The following is a 25,409-nucleotide window of genomic DNA, read 5'->3' as shown; positions in this document are numbered from 1 at the left end:
CCGTATCTGAATCTCCTAATTCCTAATTCCAACGCCATGAAAACCATAGACGAAATCGAACGCGCGCACGGCGAGTTGACTGCCTTGCGACGGGACATCCACGCCCATCCCGAACTGGCCTTCCAAGAGACGCGCACGTCCAATCTGGTAGCGGAACGCTTGCGCGCATGGGGCCTGGAAGTGCATACGGGCCTAGGCAAGACCGGTGTGGTCGGCGTGTTGCGCGGCGGCAGCGGCAAGAAGACGATCGGCTTGCGCGCCGACATGGACGCGCTGCCCATGCCCGAGCACAACCGCTTTGCGCACAAGTCCACCATCAGCGGCCGCATGCACGGCTGTGGCCATGACGGGCATACCGCCATGCTGCTGGGTGCGGCGCAATACCTGTCCACCCATCGCAATTTCGACGGCACCGTCGTGTTCATTTTTCAGCCGGCCGAAGAAGGCGGCAACGCCGGCGCGCGCGCCATGATGCAGGACGGGCTGTTCGACAAGTTTCCGTGCGACGCGGTATTCGGCATCCACAACATGCCGGGCATGCCGGTCAACCAGTTTGGCTTTCGGGCCGGCCCCACGATGGCCTCCAGCAACCGGTGGGACATCGTCATCAAGGGCGTGGGGGGCCACGCCGCGCAACCGCATGCGTCGGTCGACCCCATCATCGTGGCGGCCGACATGGTGCACGCCTTGCAGACGGTGATCTCGCGCAGCAAGAACCCCTTGGAACAGGCCGTGCTGTCGATCACGCAGATTCACGCGGGCGATGCCTACAACGTGATTCCCGGAGAGGCCGTGCTGCGCGGCACCGTGCGCACGTATTCGGTGGAAACGCTGGATAAGATCGAGGCCGACATGCGCCGCATCGCCACGACCTTGCCGCAGGTTTATGGCGGCACGGGCGAGCTGGATTTCGTGCGCGCCTATCCGCCGCTGGTGAACTGGGAAAACGAAACGGCCTTTGCGGCCAAGGTGGCTGAAGACGCGTTCGGCGCGGAAAACGTGTTGCGCGACATGCCGCCTTTCATGGGCGCGGAAGATTTTTCTTTCTTCCTGGAAGCGATCCCCGGCGCGTACCTGTTCCTGGGCAATGGCGATGGCGATCACCGCATGGAAAGCTATCACGGCATGGGTCCGTGCCAGCTGCACAACCCGAACTATGACTTCAACGACGCCTTGTTGCCGGTGGGCGCCACGTATTGGGTGAAGCTGGTCGAGGCCTATTTGCTGGCTGCGTAACGCCCGCCAATAACCGATCGGCTATTTGCTAATACGCGATAGGCATGAAGCCGCGAGCCTTTGTCTCGCGGCTTTTTCTATATGACGTGCAGCTTTGATCAAACGCCGATAACTTCGTTTGAGATACAAGGCGAGGTTTCCATAATCGATCGTTCCAGATAGGCCGCAAGGCAACACGGAGCGATCGATGTCCCAGAGCAACGCCCTGCGGCGCGAAGTAGACGCCGCCCCCGCCCTTCGGGCGCAGTCATTTGATATCAAGCCCCTGTCCGGCCCCGTCGGCGCGGAGCTCATTGGCCTGGATCTGTCTCAGGCGCTGACCACGGCGGACTTCTCTCGCGTGCATCGGGCGCATCTGGACCACCACCTGTTGGTGTTCCGCGACCAACGCATCACGCCGCAACAGCATATCGATTTCAGCCGCCGCTTTGGTCCGCTGATGATCCATGTGCTGCATCAGTTTCATCTGCCTGGCCATCCCGAAATCCTTACCGTGTCCAACATCGTGGAAGACGGCAAGCCCATCGGCCTGGGCGATGCGGGCAAGTACTGGCATTCGGATATTTCGTACAAGGAATTGCCCAGCCTGGGCTCGTTGCTGCACGCGCAGGAACTGCCCTCCGAAGGCGGCGATACCTTGTTCGCAAACATGCACCTGGCGTATGACACGCTGCCCGCGGCGTTGCGCAATGCCATCGTCGGCAAGCGGGCCGTGCACTCGTACCTGGCGCAGTACGGGCAGCTGCAAAAAGAAGGCAACTGGCGGCCTAACCTCAGCGCGCAACAGATTGCGCAGGTGCAAGAGGTGGTGCATCCGGTCGTGCGCACGCATCCCGAAAACGGCCGTCGCGCGTTGTTCGTCAGCGAAGGATTCACGACGCGCATCGTCGGACTGCCCGAAGACGAAAGCCGGGCGTTGCTGGCGGAACTGTTCGCGCATAGCGTGCGCCCCGAACACATCTATCGCCACCGTTGGCAGCCGCACGATCTGGTGTTCTGGGACAACCGCTCGCTGATCCATCTGGCGGGCGGCACGCCGGACCACCTGCGCCGAAAGCTGTACCGCACGACCATCGAAGGCGATGTGCCGTTCTGAAAACGCGCCGGCGCCGACACAAAGCACTTATCCACAGGGAACACCATGCGCATGTCATCTGCACTTCGGGATCGTCTGATCCAAACCGCTACCGGCGCGGGTCTGGCGTTGGTCTTGGCGATGTTGGCGCTGGCCTCGCCCACGCCGGCCATGGCCGAAGGGCGCATCCGCATCGCGGAACAATACGGCATCGTGTACCTGCTGCTGAATGTGGCGCGCGACCAGCAACTGATCGAAAAGCACGGCAAGGCCGAAGGTGTGGATATCTCGGTTGAATGGGCAAAGCTGTCGGGCGGCTCGGCCGTGAACGACGCGCTGTTGTCCGGGGCGGTGGATATCGCGGGCGCAGGCGTGGGACCGCTGCTGACGATTTGGGACCGCACGCGCGGCAAGCAGAACGTGAAGGGCGTGGCGTCGCTGGGCAATTTTCCCTATTACCTGGTCACCAACAACCCCAATGTGAAAACCATTGCCGACTTCACCGACAAGGACCGCATCGCGGTGCCCGCGGTGGGCGTATCGGTGCAGTCGCGGGTATTGCAGCTGGCGTCGGCCAAGCTCTGGGGCGACGCGCAATTCAACAAGCTGGACAAGATTTCGGTGGCGTTGCCGCACCCGGATGCCGCCGCCGCCATCATTGCGGGCGGCACCGAAATCACCGGGCATTTCGGCAACCCGCCCTTCCAGGAGCAAGAGCTGGCCGAAAATCCCAACGCGCGCATCGTGCTCAATTCCTATGACGTGCTGGGCGGGCCCAGTTCGTCCACCGTGTTGTTCGCCACCGAGAAATTCCGCCGCGACAACCCCAAGACGTACAAGGCGTTCCAGGCGGCATTGAAAGAAGCGGCCGCGTTCGCCGCCGCCAATCCCGAGAAGGCCGCCGACACGTATTTGCGCGTGACCGGCGCCAAACAGGACCGCGAGTTCTTGATCAAGGTCATCAAGAACCCGGACGTGCAATTCAAGCTGGAACCGCAGAACACGTACGCGCTGGCGCAATTCATGCATCAGGTGGGCGCCATCAAGAACGCGCCGGCCAGCTGGCGTGACTACTTCTTCGACGACGCGGTGACCGCGCAAGGAAGCTGACATGTCATCGATCGCGCCCGGCCCTGTGGATAACGTTCAAAAAGCGTCGCCCTTGCTGGCTGTGGATAAGGTGACGATCGAATATAAGACGCGTGAAAGGCGCGTGCGCGCCACGCACGAGGTCAGTTTTGACGTGCATGCAGCGGATCGATTCATTCTGTTGGGGCCGTCGGGTTGCGGCAAATCGACGCTGCTCAAGGCCGTGGCCGGCTTCATCCCACCCACGGACGGCCGCATCGCGATTGATGGGCAGGCCGTAACGGGGCCCGGGCCCGACCGCATTGTCGTCTTCCAGGAATTCGATCAGTTGCCACCTTGGAAAACCTTGCGTCAGAACGTGGCGTTTCCGCTGGTGGCGTCGCGCAGGCTGGGGCGGCGCGAAGCGGATGAACGCGCCATGCACTATCTGGACAAGGTGGGTCTGGCCGCGTTTGCCGACGCCTATCCGCACACGCTGTCGGGCGGCATGAAGCAACGAGTGGCGATTGCACGGGCGTTGGCCATGCAACCGCGAGTACTGCTGATGGACGAGCCCTTTGCCGCGCTGGACGCCCTGACGCGTCGACGCATGCAGGAAGAACTGATGGCGCTATGGGATGACGTGCGCTTTACCTTGCTGTTCGTCACGCATTCGATCGAAGAGGCGCTGGTATTGGGGAGCCGGGTGCTGTTGCTGTCACCCCATCCGGGTCGGGTGCGGGCGGAACTGAATGCGCACGCCTATGGCTTGCAGACGCAGGGCTCCGCCGGCTTTCAGGCTGCCGCGCGCCGCATCCACGACCTGTTGTTCGAATCGCCGGCGGCTTCCCCTGCGGTGGCCGAGCGCGCGGCGGCTTAAGGCTGGGGCGACCGATGAATACGCTACACGCCGCCACGCCCCCGATCCGCGCCGAGGTGGAATACGACCTGCCGCCCTTGCCCGCGCAGACCGCCCAGACGCCCCTGCCCTGGCAAGAGCGGCTGTGGCAGCACGCCGCCTTGCGCAAAACGTTCATCCTGGTGTTGCTGGCCTGCGTGTGGGAGCTGGCGGCGCGCTATACCGATAACGACCTGCTGCTGCCCGGCGCGTGGCAGACCGCGCAGGCGTTCGCCCAGGGCATTGCCAACGGCGAGCTATTGGCGCGCGCCGGCCAGTCGTTGCGCGTCTTGGTGCAGGGTTATCTGGCGGGCGTGGTGCTGGCCTTCGTGCTGACCACGCTGGCCGTGTCGACGCGCTTTGGCCGCGATCTGCTTTCCACCTTGACGGCCATGTTCAACCCGCTGCCGGCTATTGCCCTGCTGCCCCTGGCGCTGCTGTGGTTCGGCCTGGGAGAAGGCAGCCTGGTGTTCGTGCTGATCCATTCCGTGCTGTGGGCGTTGGCGCTGAACATGTATGCGGGCTTTCTGGGCGTATCCGAAACGCTGCGCATGGCAGGCCGCAATTACGGGCTGACGGGGCTGCGCTATGTGTTGCAGATTCTGGTGCCGGCCGCGCTGCCGGCGATCCTGGCCGGGCTGAAGATTGGCTGGGCATTCGCATGGCGCACGTTGATTGCTGCGGAACTGGTCTTTGGCGCGTCCAGCGGCAAGGGCGGCCTGGGCTGGTACATCTTTCAGAACCGCAACGAGTTATACACAGATCGCGTGTTCGCCGGGCTGGCCGCGGTGGTGGTTATCGGCCTGCTTGTGGAAAACCTGGCGTTCGACACGTTGGAGCGTTTGACGGTGCGGCGCTGGGGCATGCAGCGTTAAATAAAAAGGGCGATTCCATGTGGAACCGCCCTTTTTTCTCGTGCCACGGGATGGCAGCTTGCCGGGCTTACAGGCTTATCGCTCTATCGCCTTATAGCGTTACAGCGTCAGCCCCAGCGCCTTGGCCACGCCCGCCGCGTAGGCCGGATCGGCCTTCTTGAAGTGTTCCAGCTGACGGCGCTGGATTTCTTCCGGCACGCCCGCCATGTGGCGGCCGATGTTGCCGAACAGCAGCTCCTGCTTTTCCGGCGTCATCAGGCGGAACAGATTGCCCGGCTGCGAGTAGTAGTCGTCATCCACACGATGGTTCCAACGTGCCGCGGCCTGGCCGTCCAGTGCCAGCGGCGGTTCGCCGGCGGACGGCGTTTCCTTCCACTCGCCGGCGCTGTTGGGCTCGTAGTTCAGCGTGCCGCCCACGTTGCCGTCGACACGGCCCGCGCCGTCGCGGTGAAAGCTGTGGAACGGGCAGCGCGGTGCGTTCACCGGAATCTGGTGGTGATTGATCCCCAAGCGGTAGCGGTGCGTGTCGCCGTAGGAAAACAGGCGTCCCTGCAACATCTTGTCCGGCGAAAAATCGATGCCCGGCACGATGTTGGCCGGCGTGAAGGCGGCCTGCTCCACTTCCGCGAAATAGTTTTCGGGGTTCTTGTTCAGTTCCAGCACGCCCACTTCAATCAGCGGGTAGTCGCCATGCGGCCAGACCTTTGTCAGGTCGAACGGGTTGATGTGATACGTCGCGGCTTCCGCCTCGGGCATGATCTGCACCTTCAGCGTCCACTTCGGGAAGTTCTCGTTTTCGATGTTCTCGAACAGATCGCGCTGCGAGCTTTCGCGGTCATGCGCAACGACCTGGGCGGCTTCTTCGTCGCTCATACAGACCACGCCCTGCTGCGACTTGAAGTGGAACTTCACGTAGAAGCGTTCGCCGTCCTTGTTGACGAAGCTGAACGTGTGCGAGCCAAAGCCGTGCTGCTGGCGCAGGTTGGCGGGAATGCCGCGGTCGCTCATCAGGATGGTGACCTGGTGCAGCGATTCGGGGCTGAGCGACCAGAAATCCCAGGCGGCGGTGGCGCTGCGCAGGTTGGTCTTGGGATCGCGCTTTTGCGTGTGGATAAAGTCGGGAAACTTCAGCGGGTCGCGGATGAAGAAGACCGGAGTGTTGTTGCCAACCAGATCCCAGTTGCCTTCGTCGGTGTAGAACTTGATGGCAAAGCCGCGCACGTCGCGTTCGGCGTCCGCCGCGCCGCGTTCGCCGGCCACGGTCGAAAAGCGCAGGAACAACGGAGTTTGCTTGCCGACCTGCGAAAAGATGCTGGCGCGCGTGTAGCGCGAAATGTCGTGCGTGACGGTGAAGGTGCCGTAGGCGCCGGAGCCCTTGGCGTGAACCACGCGTTCGGGGATGCGTTCGCGGTCGAAGTGGGCCAGTTTCTCAATCAGCCAGAAGTCCTGCAACAGCGCGGGGCCGCGCGGGCCGGCGGTGAGCGTGTTGTTATTGTCTGCCACCGGGGCGCCTGAGGCGGTGGTCAGATTCTTCTTGTCGGTCATAGCACACTCCGTACGTAATTCTGGGAGGCGCGAGCCGGTGCGGGCCCGTGCCGTGTTGTGGATACCGCCCGGCGCGCGGCGCAGGGCAGTATGTGGGACACATCATAGGGGCCAAGGTTGCGTTTGTGAAGTTGATTGAAACAGCATTGTCGATTATTAAAACCTATCGACTATGGACTCATCTCCAGGAACGGTCTGTGGCGCCGGGACGCCCGGCGCATAAAAAAAACCGGCCACAAGGACCGGTTTTTTTGAGACTTCAAAGGTCAGGCAGATCGGATTTACCGGTTTGCCGCCGCTTCGGTCTTGCGCTGCATGGAGCGGGTGATGGACCACTGCTGCGCGATCGACAAGGTGTTGTTCACGCACCAGTACAGCACCAGGCCGGCCGGGAAGAAGAACATCATCCCGCCAAACACCAGCGGCATGATCATCATGACCTTGGCCTGGATGGGGTCCGGCGGCGTGGGGTTCAGTTTGATCTGCAGGAACATGGTGGCCATCATGATGGCGGGCAGAATGAAGTACGGGTCACGGATCGACAGGTCATGGACCCACAGAATCCAAGGCGCGCCGCGCATTTCTACGCTGGCCAGCAGCACCCAGTACAGCGAGATGAACACCGGGATCTGCACCACCATCGGCAAGCAGCCGCCCAGCGGGTTGATCTTTTCGGTGCGGTACATCTCCATCATGGCGGCGTTCAGCTTTTGCTTGTCGTCGCCGTACTTTTCCTTCAGGGCTTGCAGGCGCGGAGCCACTTGCTTCATGCGAGCCATCGAGCGGTAGCTTGCGGCGGCCAGCGGGAAGAAGATGGCCTTGATCAGCACGGTCAGCGCCACGATCGTCCAGCCCCAGTTGCCCAGCAACGAGTGCAGCCAGGTCATCAGCGTGAACAGCGGCTTGGCGATGATGGTCAGCCAACCGTAGTCGACCACCAGTTCCAGGCCGGGGGCGAGCGCCGCCATGGCTTTCTGGTCTTGCGGACCGACCCACAGGTGCGAGTCCACGCGCGAGGCCGAACCGGGGGCGATTTCGCCAACGGCTTCAATGCTGCGGGCGGCGTACAGGTTCTTCTGGACTTCCAGCAGTTCGTTCGTACGCGGCTTGCCTTGCGGCGGCACCCAGGCAGTGGCGAAGTAGTGCTGCACCACAGCGATCCAGCCGTTGTCCGCCTGCTTGATGTAGTTGGCCTTTTTCTTCTCGATGTCGCTGAACGTGCTCTTCTGGAACTTGTCCTGCTCGGAGTAGACGGCGAAACCGGTGAACGTGTGATAGAAGCTGGACGTGTCGGCCGGGTCGTTGCCGTCGCGTTCCAGCTGCAGGTACAGCGCGGGCGTGACGGGGGCAGAACCGACGTTGGCCAGGTCGTGGCGCACGTCAATGTCGTAGCGGCCCTTGTGCAGGGTGAACGTCTTGGTGACCTTCACGCCACCCGATTCACCTTCGAACGACACGACCAGGTTGTCGCCGGTCATCTGGCGTTCGGTGGACGTGACGCGGAAAGGCGTCTGGTGCGTGGGGAAGCTCTGGCCATTGGGCGCGCCGACAACGCCGGACTGCACGACGTAGTTCAAGCCAGCCGAACGGTCCAGCAGCACGGTGGGCTTGTCGGCCTGGCCGGTTGCCGGGTACTTCAGCAGCTCGGCGCGCACCAACTGGGCGCCCATGGTGTCGAAGGTCAGGCGCAGCACGTCCGTAGTGATGACGACTTCTTCCGAACGCGCGGCAGCGGGTGCGGTGGCGCCGGGCACGGCCGACGGCGCGGTGGCCGTGGATGTGGGGGCGCTGGGCACCGAAGGCGTGGCGTTATTGGCGCCGGCCTGCGGTTCAGCCGTGCTGGCCGCGGGCGTCGGGCCCCCGAACAGGGACGGCTTGCCGTTATGGATTTGCCAGTTGTTCCAGAGGAGCAACAGCGAAAAGGAAAAAATCATCCAGAGGACGGTTCGTCGGATATCCATGGTGCCTACTGAAGTGAATACGGGCCAGCAAAGCCCGCCAGTTTAGCGTCAATCGTGCTCGGTGCGGTGGCTGTGGGAGCAGCACGCGGGGCCATTGGTTCCCTTGGATTGCGGAACCGGATCCCAGCCGCCGGGCGACCATGGATGGCAACGGCCTATGCGCCGGACCGCCAACCAAAAGCCGCGCCAGGCGCCATGGCGTTCGATTGCTTCAATCGCGTACGCCGAGCAAGTGGGGGTAAAGCGGCACTGCCTGCCGATCCAGGGACTCAGGAAGAACCTGTAGAACCGGATCGGAAGAATGAGCAGTGCTTTGAAAATCATCGCAGGATCCGCTCAAAGTGAGCGTCCACTTCGGCTCTGACCAAGCGTTTTAGCGAGGTGAGCGAAGTGGGCGCGACTTTGCTATGCAAACGCACGACGTAGTCCTTGGCCGGCAACGCCAGACGCCGGTGGCGGAACGCTTCGCGGATGACCCGCTTGATGGCGTTGCGCGTACTGGCGTGGGCGGCGAAGCGCTTGGCGATGATCAGCCCCAGTCGTGCACAGGCATCCTGGCCGGGGGGCAGATCATTGGGAGCCGAAGTCACAATGAATAACGCCCCTCGAGCAAGACGCCGGCCTTTCAGGGCAGCGGCGAACTCGGAGGGGCGATGCAGCCGCGCCTCCGGGGGAAGCGTGGAGCGCGGCATGGACTGCGGGTCAGGCGTTTGCGCGGAACCAGAACGAGATTGCGAGAGGTCTTGCAATATGGCCGGTCCGTGCAAATAGTCAGGTTTTTCCGGAAAGGAACCGGAAAACCAGAACTTAGACAGCCAGACGCTTGCGGCCCTTGGCGCGGCGGGCGTTCAGGATGGCGCGGCCAGCGCGGGTTTTCATGCGCACGCGAAAGCCATGGGTGCGCTTGCGGCGGGTGACGGAAGGTTGGTAGGTACGTTTCATGGACGATCCACAAAAAGAACAAAAGTCAGAAGGGACCTGCCCGGAGGGTTCCAGGTCGCGGATTCAGAAGCGGGTATCTAGTGAGCATTTTTGCAACATGTGCAAAAAACAACGCATAGACGGGGCTCTGGACAAGGGATTTCTCCCCAGGCGACCTATTCAGCAAAGCTAAAAACCGGACAGTGCAGTAAGCGCCCAAACCTATGAAAGGAGGGTACTTGCCACAACTCCGGCTAAGCTCTCTGTGAAACCTTCTGACAGACAGAATTCGGAAAAGCCCACCATTTCAGCAAGTTTTCCCTGTCTTGTCAAACAGTTAAGCCAGGGCAGTGTAGACGCTTATGTCCTACCCTGTGGATAACCCCAGCCCAGGCAAGGTAGAATCGAGGTTTGAATAAGAGCGACATGAAAGAATTCTGGCAGACCTGCGTCAGTCGTCTTGAGCAGGAACTCCCCCCCCAACAAATCAGCGCGTGGATACGACCGCTGGTCCCGCTTGCGTACGACGAAACGCAGGCGGTGCTGCGCGTTGCCGCGCCCAACCGCTTCAAGCTGGATTGGGTGCGCAAGAATTTTTCCCACCAGATCGAAGCGTTGGCCGCGGAGTGGTTCAAGCGACCGGTACAGGTCTTGTTCGAGTTGCCTTCTCATGGAGCCGCCCCGCGCATGCCGGTCGCGCCCGTGCGTGCACCGCAGCCCGACCAATCGCACCTGTCCGCTGCACAGCCCGCGGGCGGCGCGCCGCCCATGCAGGCCCCGGCTACGGCCGCCCCTCCCCCCCCCGCCACCACGGTGGCTGCGCAAGCGGTCAACGCCGACGCAGCCAACATCGTGTACGAGCGTTCGCGCCTGAATACGGATCTCACGTTCGAGAACTTCGTGACGGGTAAGGCGAACCAGCTCGCGCGCGCCGCGGCGTTGCAGGTGGCCGAGAACCCCGGCACGTCCTATAACCCGCTGTTCCTGTATGGCGGCGTGGGCCTGGGCAAGACGCACTTGATCCACGCCATCGGCAACGCGATGGTCGCTGCCGGTACCGGCGTGCGGGTGCGCTATGTGCATGCCGACCAATACGTGTCCGACGTGGTGAAGGCGTACCAGCGCAAGGCGTTCGATGACTTCAAGCGCTACTACCATTCGCTGGACTTGCTGCTGATCGATGACATCCAGTTCTTCTCCGGCAAGAACCGCACGCAGGAAGAATTCTTCTACGCGTTCGAAGCAATGGTCGCGCAGCGCAAGCAGATCATCATCACCAGCGATACGTACCCCAAGGAACTGTCGGGCATCGACAGCCGCCTGATCTCGCGCTTTGACTCCGGCCTGACGGTGGCGATCGAGCCGCCGGAGCTGGAAATGCGCGTGGCGATTCTGCTGCGCAAGGCCGAGTCCGAAGGCGTGCCCATGCCCGAGGAAGTGGCGTTCTTCATTGCCAAGCATCTGCGCAGCAACGTGCGCGAGCTGGAAGGCGCGCTGCGCAAGGTCCTGGCCTACGCCCGCTTCCACGGTCGCGACGTGCTGACGGTGGATGTCTGCAAGGAAGCCCTGAAGGACCTGCTGTCCGTGTCCAACGGCCAGATCACGGTGGAAAACATCCAGAAGACGGTGGCGGATTTCTACAAGATCAAGGTCGCGGACATGTACTCGAAACGCCGGCCCGCCAATATCGCCTTGCCGCGTCAGGTTGCGATGTACCTGGCCAAGGAGCTGACGCAGAAAAGCCTGCCGGAAATCGGTGATCTGTTCGGGGGGCGCGATCACACCACCGTACTGCATGCCGTACGCAAGATTTCCGACGCCCGCGCAAAACAAGCGGAGCTCAACCATACCCTGCACGTGTTGGAACAAACTCTAAAAGGATGAACATGCAACTCGTACAAACCACACGCGATGCATTGCTGAAACCGCTGTCGACTGTGGCGGGCATCGTCGAAAGACGCCATACCCTGCCCATTCTTGCGAACATCCTGATGCGCAAGGAAGGCAACAAGGTTGCCTTCATTGCGACCGACCTGGAAGTACAGATCACCACGCACGCCGACTTCGGCGTGGGCCAGGACAACGAGTCCACCACGGTTGCCGCGCGCAAGTTGCTCGACATCCTGAAAGCGCTGCCGGATACCGGCGACGTGCGCCTGGCGCTGGCCAGCAATAAGCTGTCGGTGCAGTCGGCCAAGAGCCGCTTCGCGCTGCAGACGCTGGCCGCCAGCGAGTTCCCCACCGTGGCTCAGCCCGAGCAATGGGACGTCTCGCTGACGATGCCGCAACGCACGCTGCGCCATCTGTTCAACATGGTGCACTTCGCCATGGCGCAACAAGACATCCGTTACTACCTGAACGGCATGCTGCTGGTGTTTGAACCGGGTCGTGTGCGCGCCGTCGCCACCGATGGCCACCGCCTGGCGCATTGCTCGACGGAAGCCGACGGCATCGCCGAACGCCACGAAGTGATCGTGCCGCGCAAGACCGTGCTGGAAATGCAGCGCCTGCTGGAAGACTCCGACGAAGTGGTCTCCATTGATGTGGCGCCGGGCCAGATCCGCTTTCGCTTCGGCGACGTGGAACTGGTGTCCAAGCTGGTCGAAGGCAAGTTCCCCGACTTCACGCGTGTGATTCCCACGAACTACACGCGCCACTTCATGGTGGGCCGCGAAGCGCTTCAGGGCAGCCTGCAGCGTGCCGCCATCCTGACCACCGACAAGTTCAAGGGCGTGCGCCTGCAACTTGCGCAGAACCAGATGAAGATCTCGTCTTCCAACGCCGAGCAGGAAGAAGCGCAGGAAGAAATCGACATCGACTACGGCCATGAAGCATTGGACGTGGGCTTTAACGTGGGCTATTTGCTTGATGTGCTGGCCAACGTGAAAGTCGACAACATCCAGTGGTCGGTCATGCCCGATGCCAATGCATCGGCGCTCATCACCCTGCCCGAAGACGACCAGTTCAAGTACGTCGTCATGCCCATGCGGATTTGATCCGCACCCCTCTTGTGGGTTTGTGCCGCTTGCGGGCCTGAGGGCTCGCGGGCGGTCCGGCCGCCAGGCCGTTCTTTAAAGCGTTATCGAACCAGACATGTCAGATCAGCAGAACACCACTCCCGAGACCAGCGGCTACGGCGCTGACTCGATCAAGATGCTCAAGGGGCTGGAGGCCGTGCGCAAGCGCCCCGGCATGTATATCGGCGACACGTCCGACGGCACCGGCCTGCACCATATGGTGTTCGAGGTGGTGGACAACGCCATCGACGAAGCCCTGGCCGGCCATTGCGACGACATCGTCGTCACGATCCACACCGACAACTCGATCTCGGTCACGGACAACGGCCGCGGCATCCCGACGGACATCCACAAGGACGACGAATTCCACCGCAGCGCGGCCGAAATCGTCATGACCGAGCTGCACGCCGGCGGCAAGTTCGACCAGAACTCGTACAAGGTGTCCGGCGGCCTGCACGGCGTGGGCGTGTCTTGCGTGAACGCTCTGTCCGAGTGGCTGCGCCTGACCATCCGCCGCAACGGCCAGGTCCACCAGATGGAATTCCGCCAAGGCGCGCGGGTCGCGCCCCTGGCCGTGACGGGCACGACGGACATGCGCGGCACGGAAGTGCGCTTCCTGGCCGACCCGGTCATCTTCAACAACATCGAATACCACTACGAGATCCTTTCCAAGCGCCTGCGCGAGCTCTCGTTCCTGAACAACGGCGTGAAGATCCGCCTGGTGGATCAGCGTCAGGGCAAGGAAGAGAACTTTGCGTTCTCGGGCGGCGTGAAGGGCTTTGTTGAATACATCAACCGCGCCAAGACCGTACTGCACCCGAACGTGTTTTCGGTCAGCACCGAGTCGGCCGCCGGCGGCGTGTCGGTGGGCGTGGAAGTGGCGATGCAGTGGAACGACAGCTACAGCGAAAGCGTGCTGTGCTTCACCAACAACATCCCGCAGCGCGACGGCGGTTCGCACCTGACCGGCCTGCGCGCGGCAATGACCCGCATCATCAACAAGTACATTGCCGACAACGAGCTGGCCAAGAAAGCCAAGGTTGAAACGTCCGGCGACGACATGCGCGAAGGCCTGGCCTGCGTGCTGTCGGTGAAGGTGCCCGAGCCCAAGTTCAGCAGCCAGACCAAGGACAAGCTGGTCTCCAGCGAAGTGCGTCCGGCCGTTGAAGAAGCCGTGGCCCGTACGCTGGAATCCTGGCTGCTTGAAAACCCGAACGACGCCAAGGCGCTGTGCAACAAGATCGTCGAAGCCGCCCGCGCGCGTGAAGCCGCGCGCAAGGCGCGCGAAATGACGCGTCGCAAGAGCGTGCTGGAAGGCGCGGGCCTGCCCGGCAAGCTGGCGGACTGCCAGGAAAAAGATCCGGCGCTGTGCGAGCTGTACATCGTCGAGGGTGACTCCGCAGGCGGCTCGGCCAAGCAAGGCCGCGACCGCAAGTTCCAGGCCATCCTGCCGCTGCGCGGCAAGGTGCTGAACGTGGAAAAGGCGCGCTTTGACCGCCTGATCGCCAGCGAACAGATCGCGACGCTGATCACGGCGCTGGGCACCAGCATTGGCCCCGATTTCAACGTGGAAAAGCTGCGCTACCACCGCCTCATCATCATGACTGACGCGGACGTTGACGGCGCGCACATCCGCACCCTGCTGCTGACGCTGCTGTATCGCCAGATGCCCGAGCTGGTGCAGCGCGGCTATGTGTATATCGCCCAACCGCCGCTGTACAAGGTGAAGGTTGGCCGCGAAGAACGCTATCTGAAGGACGACCAGGAAGAAGCGCAGTTCATGCTGCAACTGGCGTTGAAGGATGCGGAGATCATCTCGGGCGGCAACATCATCCGTGGCGACGAGCTCACCGACCTGGCCAGCCAGTACGTGGCGGCCGACGGCGTTATCGCGCGTTTGTCGAAGGTGTTCGACGTGGGCGCGCTGTCGGCCATGGCCGAAGGCGTGGAGATCAACCTGGAAACGGCCGAATCCACCGCCGATTCCGCCAAGCGCCTGGCCGACGCCATGCGCGACCCGGTCAGCGGCAACGGCGTGGAAGTGGTGCCGCAATTTGACGAAGCCACCGAACGCCATCGCCTGTCGGTGCAGCGCATGCACCACGGCAACGTGCGCGTCAGCATCATCGACGCCGACTTCATCAACGGCTCGGACTACGCCATCCTGTCCAAGGCCGCCAAGAGCTTCCTGGGCAAGGTCGGTTCGCGTTCGCTGGCCGCGCGCGGTGAAGGCGACAAGCGCAAGGAACAGACCGTGTCTGACTTCCGCGAAGCCATGCAATGGCTGCGCAGCGAAGCCGACCGCAGCATCTCGAAGCAGCGCTACAAGGGTCTGGGCGAAATGAACCCGGAACAGCTGTGGGAAACCACGATGGACCCGAAGGTGCGCCGCCTGTTGCGCGTGCAGATCGAAGACGCCATCGCGGCGGACGAGGTCTTCACGACCCTGATGGGCGACGACGTGGAACCGCGCCGCGCGTTCATCGAACGCAATGCGCTGTCGGCAGGCAACATCGACGCGTAAGCGTTTGCCAGCGGCAGTCCAAGGCCAGCCTGAAAGGGCTGGCCTTTCTTTTTGACGGGTCGCGCGCGGACGGTGCGCGGCCGATGTGCTTGAAGGATGCAGGTATGGGTAATCGCGCGTGGTTGTCGTTGCAGGCGGACCGGGATGGTCGCACGGTGTCATCAGAAGCGCTTGCCGGTGCCAACGGCAGTCTGCCGACCTTGTGGCAGGTGTTGCTGGCCGAGGGCACCTTGCGGGCCGCCGATGCGTCCCAGCGCGTGTTTGGCGATGCGGGCACGGCGGCGTTGGCGGCCCCCGCGCAGGCCGGGCTTGATCGCTTGCGCCTGGTGGCGGACTTCGTGCGGGGCCACGCGGCAAGCGGCGATGCGCCCCATTGTGTGCAGCTGGATGCGGCGGTGGCGTACCTGGTCGAACGGATCGATGCGCGGCTTGCCAAGGAGGTCCGGGCTGCCGGGGCCGCGCCGGGCGACGTGGCCGGCTTGTGGATAAGCGCCAATCTTGATGAGCTGGCATGGCTGCATGCGGATGGCGCGGATGCGTACCTGGCGCACGCGCGGACGTTGTGCGCGGATCATTGGCAGGCTTTGCAGGACGGCATGCGGGCGGACGATATCGCGGCAGTGTTGCGCTTGCTGGGCGTAACGGGCGCCGACGATGAATCCGGATGGGCCTGGCGTGTCGGCTTGGGCGGCTTGGCGCATCCCTACTTCGACCTGCAAGAGCCCGCCCGGCGGGTGCGCTATGAAGATTTCGATGAGGATGGGGACGAGGACGAGGACGAGGACGAGGACGAGGGCGCGGACGACGGCGACGATGAAGCCAGCGCTAGTGACGCACACGATCCCAACGACAACGACAACGACAACGACAACGACAACGACAACGACAACGACCACAACAACGACAACAACAACAACGACAAAGGGGCCGTCAATGGCTCCCCGGCCAAGCGGCATGACACCCACCTTGGCGATGGCCAGCATCGCTTTGCTGTGGACAACTTATGGGGCGTGCGTGAAGGACGCGGCGAGAACGGGCGCGTGGTGGTGCCACCGCAATTCGATTCCATCTGGCGTTTTGAAGACGGCGTTGCCGCCGTTCTCAAGGACGACAAGCTGGGTCTGATCGACACTAGCGGCCGCCTGTTGATGCCGTGCCAGCTGGACGAGGTATGGAGTTATTCACAGGGCTTGGCGATGGCGCGGATAGGCGAGCAGATCGGCTTTGTGGATAGGTCGGGGGCGTGGGCGATACCCGCCGCTTTCGAATCAGCCGGCGACTTTTCCCCAGGCGGTCTGGCGCCGGCCTTTCAAGCCGAATGCTGGGGCCTGATCGACCGGCGCGGGGCCTGGGCCAGCCCGCCCGTGTGGGACGACATCAACTGGGACGACGCGCTGCACGCCTATGTGACGCAACGCGGCGACCTGTGCGGTCTGATCGACGCCCAAGGCCGCCTGGTGCTGGATGCCCAGTACGCCGGGTTGGCGCCCGTGGATACGGAGTCCGATCCTGCCGGCTTGTGGATAAGCGGCAAGATGCGCATACGCGTCCTGACCGATGACGATCGTCGCGGCGTCGTGGACGGCCAGGGCGATGTCGTCGTTCCCGTGGCGTATACCGATCTGGCCGACATCATCTGGCTGCCCGCGCCCGACCCCGCCGACATCACGCCACCCCCCGCAGGCCAGGTCGGCCGCTATGTACGCGTGCTGCGGTGCGTGGATCACGGCGAATGGAATGAATGGTTCCAGGGCGTTTACGACACGGCCGAGCGGCGCGAGACACTGCCCTGCACGCAGCAGATGCTGTTCGGCCTGATGTGGAACGGCACCTACGGCTGGCTGTGCGCCGTAGCGCCGGAACACGCCAACGAACAAGCCAGCGAGCACAGCCCGGATGGCCTGCACATCGGCATCGCCGACGCGAACGGTGCGTGGCTGCATGAACCGGTGTATGCGTGGATCGGCGTGCCGGCGGCCCTGCATACGGGTGACGGCGTGCATGGCGTGCCATCCGCGATTGCGCAATGCTGGAGCCAGGGTCAGGCCGTGCCTGCCATGCATGCCGACGGTACGATGCGTTATCTGCACGCGGACGGTCGAGTCCAAGCAGCGCCGCGGTAGCACTCAGCCGCCCACCGCGCGTCCCCGCGCGTCCCCCATGCAGCCGCACGCGGCCGCATGCCGCACGCTGCACGCCGCTAGTGGCGCGCCGCTAGCCGCACGCTGCTAGCCGCACGCCGCTAGCCGCACGCCGCTGGCCGCACGCGTCGCTCCACAGCCCCTACTACCGCGCCGGCCGCGCCTTCAGATCCGCCATCTCTTCCTGCATCAACTGATGTGCATACCGTGAAAACACGCTGACCAGCCGCGTTCGCGTGTGATACGGCGGGTACAGCAGCGCCACCGTCACCGGCACCGACGGGCTGAACGGGCGCACTTCCACGCCGTTGGCCTCGTACTCTTCGCGCGCGGCCAAGGGGTTGATCAGCGCCACGCCCAGCCCCGCGCCCACCAGCGCGCATACCGACGAGCCCAGCCCCGCTTCGGCCACGGTCTGCCGTTCCACCTTCGCTGCCTTGAAGACGGCGTCGATCTTCTCGCGCAGCGGCGTGGCGCTGGGAAAGGCGATGAAGGGCTCGCCCGCGAAGTCGGCGGGTTTCAGCTTTTTCAGCTTGGTCAGCCGGTGCCCCTTGGGCAGCACCGCCACGCAGCTCATGGTCAGCACGGGTTCGACCTGGATGCCCGGGCTGTCGCCCGACAGCATCGCCAGCCCCGTGTCGCAAAAGCCCGAGCTGATCCAGTTGTGCACCGCGCTGGCGCTGCCCGAATGGATGGACACCATCACGTCCGGGTACTCGGTCTTGAAGGCAGCGACGATGCGCGCCAGCATGCCGCCGGCCAGCCGGGGCATGGCCGCCACGCTCAGGCGGCTGGCGCTGAACGAGCGGATGCTGGCCGCCGCCGACTCCAGCCCGGCCAGGCCGATAAAGGTTTTTTCCACCTCCTGAAAGAAGCGCGAGCCGTCTTGCGTAGGGCTCAGGCGGCTGCCATTGCGGTCGAACAAGGGAAACTGGGTGATCGCTTCCAATTGCGCTATTAAGCGGCTAACGTGCGGCTGCGAGGTGTGCACGCGCCGTGCCGCGGCCGTCATCGAGCCGGTCATCATGACGGCTCGGAAGGCCTCGATGTGTCTTAAGCCCATCCGTGGAATGGCCATATCAAATCCGTATAGAGGAATACCTGATTGGAACTGGATAAAACCATACTGCTAGTTGATACTTTTTGCCAGCCGCGGGGCTCATCGCGGGACGTGGCGGACGCCGGCCAAACCGGTGCCGCCGATCGTGAATACAAATACGCGCCGATTGCACGGCGCCAAGGGAATCAGATGAAAGCATTTGCCGCGATCTCCGTCGCTGCCGCCCTGTTGGGCAGCGCGGCCACCGCCCACGCCGAAGGCCCCAGCCGCCTGGACAAGATCCGCGAAACCGGCGTGATCACCCTGGGTCACCCCGAGACCTCGGTGCCGTTTGCGTATCTGGACGGCAACCAGAAGCCGATCGGCTACACGGTGGAGATCTGCCAGGAAGTGGCCAAGCATATCCAGGCCGCATTGAAGCTGCCCAAGCTGGACGTGCGCTACAACCCGACGACCTCGGCCACGCGCATCCCGCTGCTGGCCAACGGCACCATCGACCTGGAATGCGGCAACACCACCAACAACCTGGACCGCCACAAGCTGGTGTCGTTCGCGCCCACGACCTTCGTGGCGCAGGTGGTGCTGGTGGCGCGCAAGGATGGCGGCGTCGATCCCAACAACCTGGAATCGTTTCGCGGCAAGACCATCGCCGCCCAGGCCGGCGGCCAGACCTTCCGCCTGATCTCCGGGCTGAACGCCAAGGGCAATCTGGGCATCACGATGGCGCCCACCAAGGACACCGCCGAAACCATCCTGATGGTGGAATCGGGCCGTGCCGCGGGGTCGGCCAACGATGACGGCATCGCGTACGGCGCCGTGGCTTCGTCCAAGAACCCCGACGCGTTCGTGATCGGCAAGAAGGGCCTGGAAATGGCGCCCTACGGCATCATGGAACCCAAGGATGACCCCGCCTTCAAGAAGGTGGTGGACGATGCCGTGCTCGACCTGATCAAGACCGGCAAGGTCGCCGCCATCTACGACAAGTACTTCAATTCGCCGATTCCCCCGAAGCAGATCAACCTGAAGTACCCGATGAGCGACGCGCTCAAGCGCGCGCTGGCCAACCCGACCGATTCGGGTGACCCCAAGGCGTACGAGTAAACAGCAGGTAGTCCGCGGGACGCCCAGGCGTCCCGCGGCGGTTTTGGGGCAAGGCGCCGTGACCGGCGCCGCCATCTAGGGCACGGGCATGAACTACAACTGGAGTTGGAGCGTCTTCCTGGAGATGTCGCCGGACGGCGTGCACACCTTCCTGGAAACCATCCTGATCGGCGTGGGCTGGACGCTGGCGCTGGCGCTGACGGCGTGGGTCTTTTCGCTGTTGCTGGGGTCCTGGCTGGGCGTGATGCGCACGGCGCAATCGCGCGTGATGAATGTGTTGGGCGCGACCTACGTCGAGCTGTTTCGCAACGTGCCGCTGCTGGTGCAGATGTTCCTGTGGTACTTCGTGCTGCCTGAATTGCTGCCGCATGCCTGGGGCTTGGCGATCAAGCAGATGCCGCAACCCTGGGGGCAGTTTGTGCCCGCCGTGCTGTGCCTGGGTTTCTATGGGTCGGCTCGTGTGGCCGAGCAGCTGCGCGCCGGCATCCAGTCGTTGCCGCGCGGCCAGTTCCAGGCGGGTACCGCGCTGGGGCTGACCGAGGTGCAGGTGTACCGCTACATCATCCTGCCCGAGGCGTTCCGTATCGTGCTGCCGCCGTTGACCTCGGAATTCATGGGCACCATCAAGTATTCGTCGGTGGCCTTGACCATCGGCCTGCTGGAGCTGACCGGCCAGGCGCGATCCATGCAGGAATTCACCTTCCACATCTTCGAGGCGTTTTCCGCCGCGACGGTGATCTACCTGATCCTCAACGGCATGGTCGTGCTGGGCATGCGCCAGCTTGAGCGGCATATCGCGGTGCCCGGATTGATCGGCGCGGCCAGCAAGAGCGGCCCGGTCGCCGTCAATACCGCCGGCCTGGGCCGGTAGGGGATCGCGATGGGTAAATTTGATTTCGACGTCATCGGGGCCGCACTGCCCTACCTGTTCCAGACGGGCATGACGTTCACCTTGACGCTGACGGCGCTGGCCGCCGTGATGGGCCTGGCGCTGGGCACGGTGCTGGCGATGATGCGGCTGTCGCGCTTCAAGCTGCTGTCGGTACCGGCGGGCATCTACGTCAACGTGATGCGTTCCATCCCGCTTTTGCTGGTGATCTTCTGGTTCTATTTCCTGGTGCCGTACATGGCGGCGTGGGTGGTCGGGTCGCCGACGCCGCTGCGCGTGGGGGCGTTCAATTCCGCGGTCATCACGTTCACGATGTTCGAGGCCGCGTACTTCTGCGAAATCATGCGCGCGGGCATCCAGTCCATTGCGCGTGGTCAGGTGTCGGCCAGCATGGCCATCGGACTTACGCCGTGGCAAGGCATGCGTTATGTGGTGCTGCCGCAGGCCTTTCGCAACATGGTGCCGGCGCTGCTGACCCGCGTGATCATCCTGTTCCAGGACACCTCGCTGGTCTACGTGCTGTCGCTGACCGACTTCCTGGGCGCGGCCTCCAAGATCGGCCAGCGCGATGGCCGCCTGGTCGAGCTCTACCTGTTCGTGGCGGTGGTGTATTTCGTGATCTGCTTCACGGCGTCCCGCCTGGTCAAACTGCTGGAAAAGCGCACCCGCGTGCTGCGATAGGGTTTAACGATGCAACTGTTTCCGAATACCCCGATGATCGAGATCAACCAGGTCAGCAAGTGGTACGGCTCCTTTCAGGTGCTGGATGAATGCACGACGAAAGTCGGCAAGGGCGAGGTCGTGGTGGTGTGCGGGCCGTCCGGTTCGGGCAAGTCCACGCTGATCAAGACCGTGAACGCGCTTGAACCCTTTCAAAAGGGCGACATCGTGGTCAACGGCATTTCGGTGGGCGACCCGCGCACCAACCTGCCCAAGCTGCGTTCGGTGGCCGGCATGGTGTTCCAGCACTTTGAGTTGTTCCCGCATCTGTCGGTGACCGAAAACCTGTGCCTGGGCCAGACCAAGGTGCTGGGGCGCGGCAAGCAAGAGGCCCGCGCGCGGGCGCTGACGCTGCTGGAACGTGTGGGCCTGTCGGCGCACAAGGACAAGCATCCCGGCGAACTGTCGGGCGGCCAGCAACAACGTGTGGCGATTGCGCGTGCGTTGTCGATGGACCCGGTCGTCATGTTGTTCGACGAACCCACCTCGGCGCTGGACCCCGAGATGGTCAACGAAGTGTTGGACGTCATGACGGACCTGGCCAGCGAAGGCATGACGATGATGGTGGTGACCCACGAAATGGGGTTTGCCCGCCGCGTTGCCGACCGTGTGATTTTCATGGACGGCGGCAAGATTGTCGAAGACTGCGTCAAGGACGAATTCTTCGGCAATGTCGAGGAGCGTGCCCCGCGCACGCGCCAATTTCTTTCCAAAATTTTGCAGCATTGATTCCCATGACCCAGCGGACTCCCGCCGACAATCAGACCGTGCCAGTCGACCTGCGCAGCGACACCGTCACCCACCCCACCGCGGCCATGTACGAGCGCATGCGTACCGCGCCGATTGGCGATGACGGCCTGGATGGCGACCCGTCGGTGCGCGCGCTGGAAGCGCACGTAGCGGCACTCCTGGGCAAGGAGGCCGGGCTGTTCGTGCCCAGCTGCACCATGGCCAACCTGCTGGCTGTGCTGGCGCAAACCCAGCGCAATGAACAGGTGGTGCTGGAATCGTCGGCCCACATGTATACGTCGGAGCGCGGCGCGGCCACCTTCACCGGCTTGTTCTATCAAGGCGTGTCCGGCACGGACGGGGCGATGGACCTGAACCGGCTGGAAGAGGCGTTGCTGTCGGGCGGCCACCGCTTGAAAACGTCGTTGGTGGCGATGGAAACATCGCACAACAACGCCGGCGGCACGGTGCTGCCGCTGGACCATATGCGCACGGTGCATGGCATGGCGCAGGCGGGCGGTATCCCCGTGCACCTGGACGGTGCGCGCCTGTTCAATGCGTCCGTGGCGCTGGGCGTTCCCGCCGACGAGATCACGCAGTACGCCGACACGGTGTCGCTGTGCCTGTCCAAGGGTCTGAGCGCGCCGGTGGGCGCGGTGCTTGCGGGCAGCAAGGCCGTGATCGCCAAATCGCGCACGCTGCGCCGCATGCTGGGCGGCACGCAGCGCCAGTCGGGCATCATGGCGGCGGCCGGCCTGGAAGGGGTGCAGACGATGACGGGGCGGCTGGTTGAAGACCACGTGCGCGCGCGCCGCTTGAGCGACGGCATCAACCGCCTGGCGCCGGCCCTGTCGGCTACGGTGCCGCAAACCAACATCGTGCAGGTCGAGACGGCAGATTCCGGCATGACCAATACGCAGTGGGTCGCCGCCTTGCAGGCCGAAGGGCTGCTGACGCGCCCGTGGGGCCGCACGCGGCTGCGTTGCGTGACGCATCGCCACATCGAGGACGAGGACATCGACACCGCGGTGCAAGCCTTTGCGGCAGTGCTGAAAAAACGCTGAAAAGGCGCTGAAAAAACCCCACGGTCCGGCGCTGAAAATTGCGCTGGAAAACTCGTGTTTATCGACGCCGCCGGCACCTTCCGGCGGTGCGATAATGCCGCATGTCCACGACTCATCTCACCCGAAAAGACTATTTCTGCGCACTGGCGGTCGTGGTCATCTGGGGTCTTAATTTTGTTGTCATGAAGGTCGGCATGCGGGGCTTGTCCCCCATGATGCTGGGCGCGCTTCGGTTCGCGCTTGCCGCCTTCCCCCTGATCCTTTTCGTGCGCCGGCCACAGCTGCCGTGGCACTGGATCGCCGCCTACGGGCTGGTGCAGGGGCTGGGCCAATTCGGCCTGTTGTTCACCGCGCTGAAATTCGGCATGCCGGCCGGCATGGCTTCGCTGGTCATCCAGACGCAGGCGTTTTTTACCTTGCTGCTTGCGGCGCCCGTGCTGGGCGAGCGGGCGCGGCGGCATCACTGGATCGGGTTGGGCGTGGCCGCGTTGGGGCTGGCCGTGATCGCCGGCGGGCGCGGCGAGGGGCCGGGCCAGATGACGATGCTGGGCTTTGCGCTGACGCTGGGGGGCGCCTTCATGTGGGCGGCGTCCAACATGATCGTGCGGCTGGCCAGCCGCAAGGCGCCCGGCTACGACCCGTTTGCGTTCATCGCCTGGAGCAGCGCCGCGCCGGTGCTGCCGTTCCTGTTGCTGGCCGTGCTGATCGACGGCTGGGAGCCGGTGGTGGGCATGATTACCGGCATGGGCTGGGGCGAGGCGCTGTCGGTGCTGTACCTGGCCGTGCTGGCCACGCTGGTGGCCTACACGCTGTGGACCCGCCTTCTGACCCGCCACCCCGCCGCCAAGATCGCGCCATTCTCGCTGCTGGTGCCCGTAGTGGGCCTGTGGGCGGCGTCGATGGCCTTTGGCGAGCAGTTGCAGCCGTTGCAATGGCTGGGGGCGGCCGGCGTGCTGACCGGGCTGATCATTAACCAGGTGGGCGGGCGCTGGCTGCGGAACCGGTGATCGAAACCCGTGACCGGAACGGGTCACAACCCCGCCCCTCCGGCCAGCCAAACCCGGTAATGCAACACTCATCCCTCGGCCGGCCGGACTAGCCCTTCACGGCGACCCGGATTTGTTGCCTACACCTGCTCAAAACGGATGTAACGCTTGTCGGTGTACTCGCGGCGCGTCGTGATTTCTCCTACCGAGGCGCCCGGCGGGCCGCGCCGCAGCCATTCAAGCATGTGGTCCACCTGGTCGGGCGTGCCCTGCACCAGGGCTTCGACCGTGCCGTCCAGCAGGTTCTGCACCCAGCCCGTCACACCCAGCATATGAGCGCGCCGCACGGTCGCGTGGCGATACCCCACGCCTTGCACCGTGCCGCTGACTGACACAAGAACGGTTTCGATATGGGGGTCGGTTTTAGGGTCTTGCATGGATTTTCCTTCGGATGATGCGCCGCCAATGGGATGAATAGGCGGATATGGCTACAGCGGATGGTCTATAGGCCCCATGGGCATCGAAGCGATACGTTAGTGCTCATGTCAAAACGTGCCAACGGGAACACCCGCTACCAGAGCTTGGAGAAGCCATTATGGAAGAGACCAGTTTGTTGTCGGAAGCTGAGACAGCGCGCTACAGGGATCAGGGTTACCTGGCCCTGAAGGACATGTGTCCGCAGGACGAGGTGGGCTATATCCGCCGCACCCTGCTGGACCTGTTCGCCAACAAGACGGGATACAACGAGGGTGCGCAGTACGACTTTGTGAGCCGGGACGACCCGTCCAAGCCCGCCAAGTTTCCCAGCCTGCACGATCCGCGTCATTATGCCCCCGGTCTGCTCAAGACGACTTACCACGAGCGCACGCTGGACCTGGCGCGGCAACTGCTGGGCGAAGAGGCGGCGCTGTATGGCGAGCACGCCCTGCTCAAGCCCGGCCCGTTCGGCCCCGAGACGCCGTGGCACCAGGACGAGGCGTTCCGTTCGCCCGACTTTGTCTACAACGAACTGAGCATCTGGCTGGCGCTGCAACCGGCAACCGTGGAAAACGGCTGCATGCAGTTCATTCCCGGATCGAACAAATGGGATGTGCTGGAACACCGCTCGCCCGGCGGCGACAAGAGCCTGCATCCGCTGGAATGCTGCGGCGACTTCCGCCGCGACCAGGCCGTGGCCGAACCGCTGGACCCGGGCGGCATCACCGTGCATGACGCGCGCACCTTGCATTTCACGGGGCCGAATACGTCGCCGTCGCCGCGCCTGGCGTACATCCTGATCTACAACACGCCGCCGGTCTACAAGCCGGGCCGCCGTGAATTTCCGTGGCTGGAAGGCCGCTGGACCGACAGCCAGACGCGTAAAAAACAATGGCACAAGCGCGGCGGTCTGGCCGTGGATGTGATGCGCCGGCTGCCGGGCGCGCGGCTGACCAGCCCGCGTTGGGTGGCGTGGGCAACGATCCGCGCGGTCAGCAAGGTCTGGCCGCGATAGCTTGGGTGGACAGGGGGCCGAAAGAGCCCCGGTCAGAGGGGGGGCGAACGAGGCCGGCAAGCAGCGCTTGCCGGCCTCGGCGCGTATACTGGGCGGCGCCGCAGGTC

23 protein-coding genes are annotated in these 25,409 nt (G+C 63.6%); 16 read left to right on the top strand and 7 right to left on the bottom strand.

Annotation, left to right across the window (positions count from 1 at the left end):
- The first annotated feature begins 36 nt into the window (after window positions 1-36).
- From AC0Z35_RS21980 to AC0Z35_RS21960, 5 genes are all read left to right on the top strand, one after another.
- A complete protein-coding gene (locus AC0Z35_RS21980) occupies window positions 37-1,236 on the top strand; it encodes a M20 aminoacylase family protein (RefSeq protein ID WP_485132696.1) in 1,200 nt (399 codons plus the stop codon).
- A gap of 187 nt (window positions 1,237-1,423) precedes the next feature.
- Window positions 1,424-2,332, top strand: a complete 909-nt coding sequence (locus AC0Z35_RS21975; protein ID WP_485132695.1) for a TauD/TfdA dioxygenase family protein — start codon at window positions 1,424-1,426, stop codon at window positions 2,330-2,332.
- A gap of 120 nt (window positions 2,333-2,452) precedes the next feature.
- Window positions 2,453-3,421: an ABC transporter substrate-binding protein gene (locus tag AC0Z35_RS21970; protein ID WP_255594223.1), complete on the top strand. Its 969-nt coding sequence runs from the start codon at window positions 2,453-2,455 to the stop codon at window positions 3,419-3,421.
- Between the two features lies 1 nt (window position 3,422).
- Window positions 3,423-4,259 carry an ABC transporter ATP-binding protein gene (locus AC0Z35_RS21965; protein ID WP_046806084.1) on the top strand — a complete coding sequence of 279 codons (837 nt, stop codon included), beginning with the start codon at window positions 3,423-3,425 and terminating at the stop codon, window positions 4,257-4,259.
- A 14-nt stretch (window positions 4,260-4,273) separates the two neighbouring features.
- Window positions 4,274-5,152, top strand: a complete 879-nt coding sequence (locus tag AC0Z35_RS21960; RefSeq protein ID WP_314355917.1) for an ABC transporter permease — start codon at window positions 4,274-4,276, stop codon at window positions 5,150-5,152.
- A gap of 99 nt (window positions 5,153-5,251) precedes the next feature.
- On the opposite strand, the gene AC0Z35_RS21955 is transcribed toward AC0Z35_RS21960, so the two are convergent.
- From AC0Z35_RS21955 to rpmH, 5 genes are all read right to left on the bottom strand, one after another.
- Window positions 5,252-6,697 carry a catalase gene (locus tag AC0Z35_RS21955; RefSeq protein WP_485132694.1) on the bottom strand — a complete coding sequence of 482 codons (1,446 nt, stop codon included), beginning with the start codon at window positions 6,695-6,697 and terminating at the stop codon, window positions 5,252-5,254.
- Between the two features lie 281 nt (window positions 6,698-6,978).
- Window positions 6,979-8,658: a membrane protein insertase YidC gene (yidC, locus tag AC0Z35_RS21950; protein ID WP_046806087.1), complete on the bottom strand. Its 1,680-nt coding sequence runs from the start codon at window positions 8,656-8,658 to the stop codon at window positions 6,979-6,981.
- A gap of 48 nt (window positions 8,659-8,706) precedes the next feature.
- On the bottom strand, window positions 8,707-8,979 hold the full coding sequence (gene yidD, locus AC0Z35_RS21945; RefSeq protein WP_485132723.1) for a membrane protein insertion efficiency factor YidD: 273 nt from the start codon (window positions 8,977-8,979) through the stop codon (window positions 8,707-8,709).
- Window positions 8,979-9,350 carry a ribonuclease P protein component gene (locus AC0Z35_RS21940; protein ID WP_046806088.1) on the bottom strand — a complete coding sequence of 124 codons (372 nt, stop codon included), beginning with the start codon at window positions 9,348-9,350 and terminating at the stop codon, window positions 8,979-8,981. Before AC0Z35_RS21940 ends, yidD begins: the two co-directional genes overlap by 1 nt.
- A gap of 115 nt (window positions 9,351-9,465) precedes the next feature.
- The gene (gene rpmH, locus AC0Z35_RS21935) at window positions 9,466-9,600 is read right to left on the bottom strand and encodes a 50S ribosomal protein L34 (protein ID WP_003816025.1); all 135 of its coding nucleotides are present in this window, start codon (window positions 9,598-9,600) and stop codon (window positions 9,466-9,468) included.
- 405 nt (window positions 9,601-10,005) lie between these two features.
- On the opposite strand from rpmH, the gene dnaA reads away from it, so the two are divergent.
- The 4 genes from dnaA to AC0Z35_RS21915 all read left to right on the top strand — a co-directional run bounded on the left by dnaA (window position 10,006) and on the right by AC0Z35_RS21915 (window position 17,243).
- Window positions 10,006-11,463 (top strand): chromosomal replication initiator protein DnaA, encoded by a 1,458-nt coding sequence (gene dnaA / locus AC0Z35_RS21930; protein WP_104142377.1) that lies wholly within the window; start codon window positions 10,006-10,008, stop codon window positions 11,461-11,463.
- 2 nt (window positions 11,464-11,465) lie between these two features.
- Complete coding sequence (dnaN, locus tag AC0Z35_RS21925) at window positions 11,466-12,575, top strand: DNA polymerase III subunit beta (protein ID WP_006227714.1); 1,110 nt, start codon at window positions 11,466-11,468, stop codon at window positions 12,573-12,575.
- Between the two features lie 97 nt (window positions 12,576-12,672).
- Window positions 12,673-15,120 carry a DNA topoisomerase (ATP-hydrolyzing) subunit B gene (gene gyrB, locus AC0Z35_RS21920; RefSeq protein ID WP_046804040.1) on the top strand — a complete coding sequence of 816 codons (2,448 nt, stop codon included), beginning with the start codon at window positions 12,673-12,675 and terminating at the stop codon, window positions 15,118-15,120.
- Window positions 15,121-15,224: 104 nt separating this feature from the next.
- Window positions 15,225-17,243 carry a WG repeat-containing protein gene (locus AC0Z35_RS21915; RefSeq protein ID WP_485132693.1) on the top strand — a complete coding sequence of 673 codons (2,019 nt, stop codon included), beginning with the start codon at window positions 15,225-15,227 and terminating at the stop codon, window positions 17,241-17,243.
- 163 nt (window positions 17,244-17,406) lie between these two features.
- Here AC0Z35_RS21915 and AC0Z35_RS21910 read toward each other — a convergent pair whose 3' ends face one another.
- Complete coding sequence (locus AC0Z35_RS21910) at window positions 17,407-18,339, bottom strand: LysR substrate-binding domain-containing protein (RefSeq protein WP_082134415.1); 933 nt, start codon at window positions 18,337-18,339, stop codon at window positions 17,407-17,409.
- A gap of 171 nt (window positions 18,340-18,510) precedes the next feature.
- Here AC0Z35_RS21910 and AC0Z35_RS21905 point away from each other — a divergent pair, with 171 nt between their 5' ends.
- From AC0Z35_RS21905 to AC0Z35_RS21880, 6 genes are all read left to right on the top strand, one after another.
- Window positions 18,511-19,422, top strand: coding sequence for an amino acid ABC transporter substrate-binding protein (locus AC0Z35_RS21905; RefSeq protein ID WP_046804060.1), 912 nt, complete (start codon window positions 18,511-18,513; stop codon window positions 19,420-19,422).
- A gap of 88 nt (window positions 19,423-19,510) precedes the next feature.
- Window positions 19,511-20,293, top strand: coding sequence for an amino acid ABC transporter permease (locus AC0Z35_RS21900; RefSeq protein ID WP_046804037.1), 783 nt, complete (start codon window positions 19,511-19,513; stop codon window positions 20,291-20,293).
- A gap of 9 nt (window positions 20,294-20,302) precedes the next feature.
- Window positions 20,303-20,992 carry an amino acid ABC transporter permease gene (locus AC0Z35_RS21895; protein ID WP_485132692.1) on the top strand — a complete coding sequence of 230 codons (690 nt, stop codon included), beginning with the start codon at window positions 20,303-20,305 and terminating at the stop codon, window positions 20,990-20,992.
- 33 nt (window positions 20,993-21,025) lie between these two features.
- On the top strand, window positions 21,026-21,760 hold the full coding sequence (locus AC0Z35_RS21890; RefSeq protein WP_046804059.1) for an amino acid ABC transporter ATP-binding protein: 735 nt from the start codon (window positions 21,026-21,028) through the stop codon (window positions 21,758-21,760).
- 5 nt (window positions 21,761-21,765) lie between these two features.
- A complete protein-coding gene (locus AC0Z35_RS21885) occupies window positions 21,766-22,824 on the top strand; it encodes a threonine aldolase family protein (protein WP_120153274.1) in 1,059 nt (352 codons plus the stop codon).
- A gap of 101 nt (window positions 22,825-22,925) precedes the next feature.
- Window positions 22,926-23,831, top strand: a complete 906-nt coding sequence (locus AC0Z35_RS21880; protein ID WP_046804034.1) for an EamA family transporter — start codon at window positions 22,926-22,928, stop codon at window positions 23,829-23,831.
- 119 nt (window positions 23,832-23,950) lie between these two features.
- On the opposite strand, the gene AC0Z35_RS21875 is transcribed toward AC0Z35_RS21880, so the two are convergent.
- Window positions 23,951-24,247 carry an acylphosphatase gene (locus AC0Z35_RS21875; RefSeq protein WP_485132691.1) on the bottom strand — a complete coding sequence of 99 codons (297 nt, stop codon included), beginning with the start codon at window positions 24,245-24,247 and terminating at the stop codon, window positions 23,951-23,953.
- Window positions 24,248-24,405: 158 nt separating this feature from the next.
- Here AC0Z35_RS21875 and AC0Z35_RS21870 point away from each other — a divergent pair, with 158 nt between their 5' ends.
- The gene (locus AC0Z35_RS21870) at window positions 24,406-25,302 is read left to right on the top strand and encodes a phytanoyl-CoA dioxygenase family protein (RefSeq protein WP_046804032.1); all 897 of its coding nucleotides are present in this window, start codon (window positions 24,406-24,408) and stop codon (window positions 25,300-25,302) included.
- Window positions 25,303-25,409: the final 107 nt, after the last annotated feature.

Source organism: Achromobacter sp. 1L-A-4-B-C2 (assembly GCF_057291955.1).
The sequence above is the reverse complement of the archived record's forward strand: the minus strand, read 5'-3'. Positions and strand labels throughout refer to the sequence as shown.

Bases quoted from the DNA above. Each gene is read 5' to 3' on its own strand.
- yidC (WP_046806087.1), bottom strand. From the start codon at position 8,658: ATGGATATCCGACGAACCGTCCTCTGGATGATTTTTTCCTTTTCGCTG.
- AC0Z35_RS21905 (WP_046804060.1), top strand. From the start codon at position 18,511: ATGAAAGCATTTGCCGCGATCTCCGTCGCTGCCGCCCTGTTGGGCAGC.
- dnaN (WP_006227714.1), top strand. From the start codon at position 11,466: ATGCAACTCGTACAAACCACACGCGATGCATTGCTGAAACCGCTGTCG.
- AC0Z35_RS21885 (WP_120153274.1), top strand. From the start codon at position 21,766: ATGACCCAGCGGACTCCCGCCGACAATCAGACCGTGCCAGTCGACCTG.
- AC0Z35_RS21900 (WP_046804037.1), top strand. From the start codon at position 19,511: ATGAACTACAACTGGAGTTGGAGCGTCTTCCTGGAGATGTCGCCGGAC.
- AC0Z35_RS21875 (WP_485132691.1), bottom strand. From the start codon at position 24,247: ATGCAAGACCCTAAAACCGACCCCCATATCGAAACCGTTCTTGTGTCA.
- AC0Z35_RS21965 (WP_046806084.1), top strand. From the start codon at position 3,423: ATGTCATCGATCGCGCCCGGCCCTGTGGATAACGTTCAAAAAGCGTCG.
- AC0Z35_RS21880 (WP_046804034.1), top strand. From the start codon at position 22,926: ATGTCCACGACTCATCTCACCCGAAAAGACTATTTCTGCGCACTGGCG.
- AC0Z35_RS21895 (WP_485132692.1), top strand. From the start codon at position 20,303: ATGGGTAAATTTGATTTCGACGTCATCGGGGCCGCACTGCCCTACCTG.
- AC0Z35_RS21915 (WP_485132693.1), top strand. From the start codon at position 15,225: ATGGGTAATCGCGCGTGGTTGTCGTTGCAGGCGGACCGGGATGGTCGC.
- AC0Z35_RS21960 (WP_314355917.1), top strand. From the start codon at position 4,274: ATGAATACGCTACACGCCGCCACGCCCCCGATCCGCGCCGAGGTGGAA.
- AC0Z35_RS21975 (WP_485132695.1), top strand. From the start codon at position 1,424: ATGTCCCAGAGCAACGCCCTGCGGCGCGAAGTAGACGCCGCCCCCGCC.
- AC0Z35_RS21890 (WP_046804059.1), top strand. From the start codon at position 21,026: ATGATCGAGATCAACCAGGTCAGCAAGTGGTACGGCTCCTTTCAGGTG.
- AC0Z35_RS21970 (WP_255594223.1), top strand. From the start codon at position 2,453: ATGTTGGCGCTGGCCTCGCCCACGCCGGCCATGGCCGAAGGGCGCATC.
- AC0Z35_RS21870 (WP_046804032.1), top strand. From the start codon at position 24,406: ATGGAAGAGACCAGTTTGTTGTCGGAAGCTGAGACAGCGCGCTACAGG.
- AC0Z35_RS21940 (WP_046806088.1), bottom strand. From the start codon at position 9,350: ATGCCGCGCTCCACGCTTCCCCCGGAGGCGCGGCTGCATCGCCCCTCC.
- AC0Z35_RS21980 (WP_485132696.1), top strand. From the start codon at position 37: ATGAAAACCATAGACGAAATCGAACGCGCGCACGGCGAGTTGACTGCC.
- AC0Z35_RS21955 (WP_485132694.1), bottom strand. From the start codon at position 6,697: ATGACCGACAAGAAGAATCTGACCACCGCCTCAGGCGCCCCGGTGGCA.
- AC0Z35_RS21910 (WP_082134415.1), bottom strand. From the start codon at position 18,339: ATGGCCATTCCACGGATGGGCTTAAGACACATCGAGGCCTTCCGAGCC.
- gyrB (WP_046804040.1), top strand. From the start codon at position 12,673: ATGTCAGATCAGCAGAACACCACTCCCGAGACCAGCGGCTACGGCGCT.
- dnaA (WP_104142377.1), top strand. From the start codon at position 10,006: ATGAAAGAATTCTGGCAGACCTGCGTCAGTCGTCTTGAGCAGGAACTC.
- rpmH (WP_003816025.1), bottom strand. From the start codon at position 9,600: ATGAAACGTACCTACCAACCTTCCGTCACCCGCCGCAAGCGCACCCAT.